Source organism: Mesorhizobium sp. LSHC412B00, from assembly GCF_000503035.1.
GTDB lineage: Bacteria > Pseudomonadota > Alphaproteobacteria > Rhizobiales > Rhizobiaceae > Mesorhizobium.
The window spans coordinates 20938-27618 of the sequence record NZ_AYWB01000032.1 but is presented as its reverse complement, the minus strand read 5'-3'; the positions used below and the strand labels follow the sequence as shown (position 1 = coordinate 27618).

The following is a 6681-nucleotide window of genomic DNA, read 5'->3' as shown; positions in this document are numbered from 1 at the left end:
GCCGTCATCAACAAGCGATTCGTGTGTCATCGCAGTGTAGAATCACACCCGATTCCGCAAGGCAATACCTATCTTAGCGCCTATGCCCTTGTGGGGAGGGATTAAGGGTGGGGGTAGGTGCCGCGCAAACCCTTCAGGATTTGCTAAACCGTCGCTGGATCCAGCGCCGGCTGCCCCTTGCGGCGGGCGACGATCGCCTTGAAATCGACGGTCCGGAACGCATCGCGCAACACGTCGAAAGACGGCAGCACGAAATAGGCGCGCTGGAACTTGTCGATCTCGTAGCCGGTGCGCATCACCGTTTCGAGGTCGAAGGGCACGTGGTGCGCGTCAGGGCTCGCGACGGCGAACTGCAATTCGGTGAACGACGACATCAGCCCGGCGCCGAAAGCTTTCCGCTTCTGGCCCTCCTCCTGTATCAGCCCGTATTCGGCGGTGTACCAGTAGAGCCGGGTGATCATCTCGTCACCGCCCAGCGCAATCACGCTCTCGGCTTTTTCGCCATACATCTGCATGAAGTCGGCAAACACCGGCTGCGTCAGGATGGGCACATGGCCGAAGAAGTCGTGGAACATGTCGGGTTCGACGATGTAGTCGAGCTCGTCCTTGGTGCGCAGCCAGTTGGTCACCGGAAAGCGCCGGTTGGCGAGATGGTCGAAGAAGGGCGCGGCCGGGATGAGGCCAGGCACGGCGACGATTTCCCAGCCGGTCAGCTTGCGCAGCTTGTCTGAGACCGCGCCGAAATCCGGGATCTTGTCGAGCAGGCCGAGCGCGGCGATCCCATCGAGATAGGAATGGTGCGCCAGCTTCTGCGTCAGCTTGGTCTGCCGGTCGCACAACGTGCGCCACACCGCCTGTTCGTCGGCGCTGTAGTTGTAGCCCTGCGCCACGGTGAAGTCGGAACGGCAGACCGAATAGTCGCCACGCAGGCCTTGCGCCGCGCAATCACGGGCATATTCGGCAACGCTCATCGTCGTCATGGTTCTTCTCCCCTGATCGTGACACTTGAATATGTCCGCAGAGTCTAGCGGCGGCCGGCGAGGCAGTTCAGCTTTGATGATGGCTTGGGTCCATGATTTGGGGTAAAAATCACCAAGCAGAAGCTGAAAGAGAGTGAAAATGCCTCAGTTCGACGATTTCGAGATCAAGATGCTGGATGTGCTTCAGCGCGATGGACGCAAGCCCGTGTCCGAACTGGCGCAGGAGATCGGCCTGTCGACGACGCCTTGCGCTCGCCGCTTCGAGGCGCTGCAGGAGGCCGGCATCATCAAGGGCTTTGCCGCCGTGCTCAACCGCCGCGGCGTCGGCCTGATGGTCGAGGTGTTCATCCAGGTGCGGCTCACCAGCCACAGCGACGGTTCGCCCGAAACCTTCATCGCCGCCGTGCAACGCATGGACGAAGTGTCGTCATGCTGGACGATGACCGGCGACCACGATTTCCTGCTGCACGTCATGGTGCCGTCGGTCGACGAACTCAACGCCTTCGTCATGCACCGCCTGATGCGCCTTGCCGGCGTGCGCGACGTTCACACCCAGCTGGTGCTGCAGAACATCAAGGGCCCGGGCCACGTGCCGCTCGCCCACCTCAGGCGGTAGGACACGCACCGCCATTTCTGCGGAAAAGCTGCACGCAAACTGCTGAACGGAGCCCAAATGCGAAACTGAAACGCCGGCTACGCCATGCGGACCGTCGCTCAAAGGTCCGTCATGAACATCGTGCTGATCAATCCGCCGCACACCGCCATCGGCAGCCGCGTGCCCGATGACCATCTGCCACCGCTCGGCCTGCTGGCACTGGGCGGCCCGCTTATCGACGCCGGCCATAAAGTCCGGCTGGTCGATGCCGAATTCGGGCCGATGCCGTTGGAAACTCTGGTGCGCGATGCGCTCAGCGGGCAGCCCGATTGCATCCTGATCGGCCACTCCGGCTCGACCTCGGCGCATCCCACCGCGCTCGCGATCGCCCGCATGGTCAAGGCGCTCGAGCCGGCGACGCTGGTGATCTATGGCGGCGTGTTCCCGACCTATCACTGGCGCGACATATTGGCGGCGAGCGATGTCTTCGACTTCATCGTGCGCGGCGAGGGCGAGGCAACCATCCTTGCCCTGGTCGTGGCACTGGACAATCGCCGGCCGCTGGGCGATGTCGCGGGTATCGCCTATCGCGACGATCTCGGCCGCCCCTTCGCGACGCGGCCGGCCGGGACCACTGCCAATCTGGACGAGTACCGCGTCGGCTGGGAGCTGATCGATCACCGCCGCTACAGCTATTGGGGCGGCAAGCGCGCCGTGGTCATGCAGTTTTCGCGGGGCTGTCCGCATCTGTGCAACTATTGCGGCCAGCGCGGTTTCTGGACCCGCTGGCGGCACCGCGACCCCAAAAAATTTGCGCAGGAGATTGCCTGGCTGCACCGCCAGCACGGCGTCGAACTGATCAACCTCGCCGACGAAAACCCGACCGTATCGAAGAAGGTTTGGCGCGCCTTTCTCGATGCGCTGATCGCCGAGAACGTGCCGGTGCTGATCGTCGGCTCGACCCGGGCCGACGACATCGTGCGCGATGCCGACATCCTGCACCTCTATCGCAAGGCCGGCGTCATCCGCTGGCTGCTCGGCATGGAAAACACCGACCAGCAGACGCTTCAACTGATCCGCAAGGGCGGCAGCACCTCATCCGACCGCGAGGCGATCCGGCTGCTCCGCCAGCATGGCATACTGTCCATGGCGACCTGGGTGGCGGGGTTCGAGGATGAGACCTTTCGCGATCTGTGGCGCGGCTTTCGCCAGCTGCTTGCCTACGACCCCGACCAGATCCAGGCGCTCTATGTCACGCCGCACCGCTGGACGCCGTTCTTCCGCATCGCCAAGGACCGCAAGGTGATCCAGACGGATGCCCGGCTGTGGGACTACAAGCACCAGGTGCTGCAGATGACCCGGCTGAAACCGTGGATGCTGTTCTTCTCGGTCAAGCTGATCGAGGTCGCGGTGCAGTCGCGGCCGAAGGCGCTGGCGCGCATTCTCTTCCACCCCGATCCCGAACAGCGCCATTCGATGCGCTGGTACACCCAAATGGGCCGCCGCGTGTGGTTCCGCGAGGTCTGGGGTTTCCTGGCCCGCGACCGCCGCCTCAAGGATGGTCCGACGCTGGCTGAGTTCTGGGGCGCTCCGCAGGATGCCGATGAGGAATCCATGCTCGTCATGCGCCCGTCGCGCAAGCCGGCCGAAGCGGCTGTCGCGATCTCGGCCGGCACCTGACCGGCTCGCTGCCATTCATAGATACGTACCGTATGCGTATTGACATACGCGGCGTATGTACCCACCTCATGCATACGGGACGTATGTGAGTGCCCCGGACAATGGAGTGAAAATGACCAAACGTGACGCGATCTTTCCTGCCGGCAGGCAGGCTCTCTACGAGATCAATCGCTATTCTGCTGCAATCCGATCGGGCGATCTTTTGTTTGTCTCGGGCCAGGTCGGCAGCCGCGAGGACGGGTCGCCCGAACCTGTCTTCGAAAAGCAGGTCCAGCTTGCCTTCGACAATCTCGCGGCAGTGCTGAAAGCAGCGGGCGCCACGTTCGACGATATAGTCGACGTGACCACCTTCCACACCGATCCGGCAACGCAATGGCCCGTGATCGATGCCGTTCGGCTGAAGGTGTTCGGTGAACCGCCCTACACCAATTGGACGGCGGTCGGCGTCAACTGGTTAGCCGGCTTCGACTTCGAGATAAAGGTCATCGCGCGCCTGCCCCAGCCTGCCTAAGGGCTGGCCAGCCGACCAACTGGCCGCCAAGCCAGTTGCCGATCAGGGCACGATTAGCGTGCCGGCGCCGTGTTCGGTGAACAGTTCCAGAAGCACCGCATGCGGCGTCTTGCCGTTGAGGATGACGACGCCTTCGACGCCGCGCTCGATCGCCTCGATGCAGGTCTCGACTTTGGGGATCATGCCGCCCGACACCGTGCCGTCCTTGATCAGCGCCTTGGCTTCGGCCACCGTCAGCTCGTCGATCAGCTTCTTGTTCTTGTCGAGCACGCCGGGCACGTCGGTCAGGAACAAAAGGCGCGTCGCCTGGCAGGCGCCGGCGATGGCGCCGGCGAAGGTGTCGGCATTGATGTTGTAGGTATGGCCATCGCGGCCGGGCGCCACCGGCGCCAGCACCGGGATCATTTCGGAGCGCGCCAGCAGGTCGAGCAGGGTGCGGTCGACTTCGACCGGTTCGCCCACGAAACCGAGATCGAGCACACGCTCGATGTTGGAATCCGGGTCGATCATGGTCTTGCGAGCCTTTTCGGCGAACACCATGTTGCCGTCCTTGCCGCACAGGCCGATCGCCCATTCGCCCTCGGCGTTGATCAGCGCGACGATCTCCTTGTTGATCGAACCGGCCAGCACCATCTCGACGATTTCGACCGTCTTCTGATCCGTGACGCGCAGTCCGCCTTCGAACTTGGATTCGATGCCCATCTTGGCCAGCATGGCGCCGATCTGCGGCCCGCCGCCATGGACGACGATCGGGTTGACGCCGGACTGCTTCAGCAGCGCGATGTCACGGGCGAAAGCCTTGCCGAGCTCGATATCGCCCATGGCATGACCGCCATATTTCACCACCACCGTCTTGTGCTCGTAGCGCTGCATATAGGGCAGGGCCCGCGAGAGCAGGGCGGCCTGCATTTCGGCGGTGGCGGTGATCTCCGTCATCGGCATGGTTCCCTGGATGCGGGTAAGGACGGCGGCGTCTTAGCGGGAATTGGCCCAGGCCGCAAACAGCTTTGCTATCACGATGATGAAATCTGCCGGATCAGGCCGGCACCTTGAGCGGCGCCCGCCGCGTCAGCCAGCCGGAAATCTTCTCCATCTGCGCGGCGAGCGACAAAACCGTCTGCTCGTCGCCGGGGCGGCCGACGCCCTGGATGTCGAGCGGCAGGCCGGCATCGGTGACATGGGCCGGCAGCGCGATCGACGGCTGGCCGCTGACATTCTGGATCGCCGGCCAGTGGTGAACCACAGGCTCTTGTCCATCAATTGCCCAAACAGGGATCTGATCTCCAAGAGACGGGTCAAATGCAATTTGTCGAGCAGGTTTTCGATGAGCTCGTCGGCCCCCTTCGGGTCCATGGCGCCTCAGGCAAGCGGCGGATGCGCAATGATCGGGTTGCCTCGGCGCGCGCGATCGCAGCATCGACAAGTCTGGCGGCGAGATCTCGCCTCTGTGCACAGCCTGCCAAGTCGGTTGCATCGTTCTCCCACAGCATCTGTTCGGCCGACATTGCTGTTCCCCTTTCTGCGGGAGGCTAACGACAGCCGATTTCCTTGGCACCGACCGGCGATTACTGGCGATCGGGCGCGGACATCGTTTGCGTGGACAACAAGATTTCTGCCTTTGCAAATAAATCGTGATCGCTTAGCTTGTCCGTATGACGCCGCAGGATATCTCCACCCTGATTGTCCGGACCTCGATGAAGGATCGGACTGCGTTCGATCTGCTTTACCGGCAAACCAGTGCGAAACTTTTCGGCGTGTGCCTTCGTGTATTGAAGGATCGCGGAGATGCGGAAGAAGCGCTGCAAGAGGTCTTCGTCAAAGTGTGGACGAAGGCGGATCGTTTCGCTGTTTCTGATCTCAGCCCAATCTCCTGGCTGGTGGCCATAGCACGCAATCATGCGATTGATCGCATCCGGTCGCGACGCAAGCCTGCTGCCGATATCGATGCCGCGCTCGACGTGGCTGACCCCGGTCCCGGGCCAGAGGCTATGGTTGTTGCGGGCGGTGAATCCGAGCGCATCTATCAGTGCCTTGAAGAGTTGGAACAAGACCGGGCGCAAGCCGTTCGGGGTGCTTATTTGAACGGCGAAAGTTACGCCGAGCTCGCGGAACGTCATAAGGTTCCGCTCAACACGATGCGGACATGGCTGCGCCGCAGCCTGTTGAAACTTAGAGAATGTCTGGAAAGATGACCCTGGCAGAAGAAAATGGACCGGAACGTGGAGGCGACGACCTGCTCGCAGCCGAATACGTTCTCGGCGTGCTGCCGGCGGATGAGCGCCAGATAGCCTCCGGACGCATCGACGCGGAGACCGGCTTTGCCCGTCTCGTCGATTCCTGGGAAGTGAACCTCTCGCCGATCGCTGCCGCTTATGCTGAGGTAGAGCCGCCGGCCACGATCAAGCCGGCTATCGATCGCCGGCTGTTCTCCTCCACCGCGGCGTCGACGACGGCCCCGAGCGGCAGCCTGTGGTCCAGCCTTAGCTTCTGGCGCGGCCTCACCGCAGCGGCTCTCGCGGCCCTGGTGCTCTATGTCGCGGTGCCTTACGTCAGGTCGCCGGTCGTCGTACCGCAGGAGCGCCTCGTCGCCTCGCTGGCTGCCGAAGGCAGCGACGTCAAATACCTCGTCGTCTACGACGCATCCCGCCGCGATGTCGGCCTGTCGCTGGTTTCGGGCGAACGCGCCGCCGGCAAGGACTTCGAACTGTGGATGATCGAGGGCAAGAATGCTCCGGTCTCGATGGGCGTCATCCCCGCCGGCCAGATCGCCCATATCCCGGTTACCCCGGCCGTGCAGCAGAAGCTGGCGCAGGGCGCCGTGCTTGCTGTCAGCGTCGAGCCGACGGGCGGTTCGACGACGGGACAGCCGACCGGACCGGTCGTTGCCGCGGGCGACCTGAAGGGCATCTGATAGA

At 63.0% G+C, this 6681-nt stretch carries 8 protein-coding genes; 5 read left to right on the top strand and 3 right to left on the bottom strand.

The window, feature by feature from the left end; all coding sequences use genetic code 11:
* Nucleotides 1–143: 143 nt before the first annotated feature.
* Nucleotides 144–980, bottom strand: a complete 837-nt coding sequence (gene phhA, locus X757_RS135920; RefSeq protein WP_023728110.1) for a phenylalanine 4-monooxygenase — start codon at nucleotides 978–980, stop codon at nucleotides 144–146.
* 139 nt (nucleotides 981–1119) lie between these two features.
* Between phhA and X757_RS135925 the strand changes: the two genes are divergently transcribed.
* The 3 genes from X757_RS135925 (at nucleotide 1120) to X757_RS135935 (ending at nucleotide 3766) form a co-directional block, all read left to right on the top strand.
* Complete coding sequence (locus X757_RS135925) at nucleotides 1120–1596, top strand: Lrp/AsnC family transcriptional regulator (RefSeq protein ID WP_023728109.1); 477 nt, start codon at nucleotides 1120–1122, stop codon at nucleotides 1594–1596.
* Nucleotides 1597–1707: 111 nt separating this feature from the next.
* The gene (bchE, locus tag X757_RS135930; RefSeq protein ID WP_023728108.1) at nucleotides 1708–3255 is read left to right on the top strand and encodes a magnesium-protoporphyrin IX monomethyl ester anaerobic oxidative cyclase; all 1548 of its coding nucleotides are present in this window, start codon (nucleotides 1708–1710) and stop codon (nucleotides 3253–3255) included.
* 112 nt (nucleotides 3256–3367) lie between these two features.
* Nucleotides 3368–3766: a RidA family protein gene (locus X757_RS135935; protein ID WP_023687463.1), complete on the top strand. Its 399-nt coding sequence runs from the start codon at nucleotides 3368–3370 to the stop codon at nucleotides 3764–3766.
* 42 nt (nucleotides 3767–3808) lie between these two features.
* Here the strand turns inward: X757_RS135935 and argB are convergent, their stop codons facing one another.
* A complete protein-coding gene (gene argB, locus X757_RS135940) occupies nucleotides 3809–4702 on the bottom strand; it encodes an acetylglutamate kinase (protein WP_013528489.1) in 894 nt (297 codons plus the stop codon).
* Nucleotides 4703–4802: 100 nt separating this feature from the next.
* On the bottom strand, nucleotides 4803–5009 hold the full coding sequence (locus X757_RS1000000169280; protein WP_023687462.1) for an amidase family protein: 207 nt from the start codon (nucleotides 5007–5009) through the stop codon (nucleotides 4803–4805).
* Between the two features lie 409 nt (nucleotides 5010–5418).
* On the opposite strand from X757_RS1000000169280, the gene X757_RS1000000167460 reads away from it, so the two are divergent.
* A complete protein-coding gene (locus X757_RS1000000167460; RefSeq protein WP_023673234.1) occupies nucleotides 5419–5958 on the top strand; it encodes a sigma-70 family RNA polymerase sigma factor in 540 nt (179 codons plus the stop codon).
* Entirely contained in the window at nucleotides 5955–6677 is a 723-nt protein-coding gene (locus X757_RS135955; protein ID WP_023728106.1) for an anti-sigma factor domain-containing protein, read from the top strand. The genes X757_RS1000000167460 and X757_RS135955 overlap by 4 nt, the downstream gene beginning before the upstream one ends.
* The last annotated feature ends 4 nt before the right edge of the window (nucleotides 6678–6681 follow it).